Here is a 1,182-nt window from a genome sequence, read left to right on the forward strand (position 1 = left end):
TTGCCGGAGGCAAAATCCTGGCGCAGGGACGATTCATTCGTCCCGAGCATGAAAGAGGATGGGACCCCAAAAGAGGCGGAGCCTTTTTTGGGGCGGCAAGAAGAAAATGCGCTCCCTGGGTTCGGTGCAGCTGCCCACGGAGGCGTTCATGGCAGTGCTCAAGCTGGACGAGGAGTAATAAGGAAAACCCTGTGGGCGGAAAAACAAAAAAAGCGTCCTCCGTTTCGGAGGACGCTTTTCTGTTTACTCCCTGATGACCAGCCCCATGCGTTTGGCCAGCTCAGCGGCCTGCCAGCGGTCCACCACGGCGCCCCGCAGCTCGCCCCCGTCCTGGGAGAGGATGAGCCCCTCCAGGCGGCAGGAGGTCAGATCCAGGCCGGAGAGGGGGGTCTGAAAAAAGCTGACGCCCGACAGGGAGCAGTCCAGCAGTTCCACCTGCTTCCACTGGCAGGAGGCCATGGACGCGCCCTGAAGGTCACATTTGCTCCACCGGGCATACCGGACCCGCTGGCCGCTGAAATTGGCGCAGGCGAGCTTGCAGGCGGTGAAGGACACATGCTGCGTTCCGCACTGGCGGAAATCGCCGCCCAGGGCCTTGCAGTCCTCCAGAGCGCAGCGCTGCCAGACTCCATCGGCAAAGCGGGAGCCGGACAGGTCGCAGTCCTGAAAGACCACGTCGGTAAGCTGGGCGCCGGACAGATCGCACCCGGTCAGGCGGCAGTTCCGAAGGCATACCCCCTCCAAGATCAGGCCGGACAGGTCCTGGCCGGTGAGAACGGCACGCTCCACCAGAGCGCCGGAGAGAGGCTCCTGCTCCTGGGCCAGAGCGGCGGCCAGGGCGGAAAAGTCATCCCGCCGCTCCGGCGCGGCGGGGAGGACAGGGGAGAGAAACTTCATGAAAGGACCTCCCGTAACAGGTGTAAAACTTCATGCGCAGGCGGCACATGGTCCATTTTGCTATGCAAAATGGACGCCCTCCGCAGGCAGTACCCGCGGAGGGCGTTTTGCGGGGAAAGAGGGGAAAAAGGGGATTAGAACGCCATCTTTTCGGTGAGCCAGGCTTTCAGCTCACTGATGGGCATGGGGACCTGCACCCCCGGCAAAGCGGGCTTTGCCGGGGCCCCGGACAGGGCATCCTCGGCGGGAGTGAATCCCGCCTGCGGCAAGGTCCCGTCTGTGCCG

The 1,182-nt window shown here is 63.5% G+C and carries 1 protein-coding gene; it reads right to left on the bottom strand.

The features are described from left to right. Window positions 1–243 precede the first annotated feature (243 nt). Window positions 244–897, bottom strand: coding sequence for a pentapeptide repeat-containing protein (locus ACTNBZ_RS14320; RefSeq protein WP_441210950.1), 654 nt, complete (start codon window positions 895–897; stop codon window positions 244–246). Window positions 898–1,182: the final 285 nt, after the last annotated feature.

This window comes from Pseudoflavonifractor sp. HCP28S3_F10 (assembly GCF_052065415.1).
Classification (GTDB): Bacteria; Bacillota; Clostridia; order Oscillospirales; family Oscillospiraceae; genus Pseudoflavonifractor_A.

Coding starts and splice junctions, on each gene's coding strand:
- ACTNBZ_RS14320 (WP_441210950.1), bottom strand. CDS start 897: ATGAAGTTTCTCTCCCCTGTCCTCCCCGCCGCGCCGGAGCGGCGGGAT.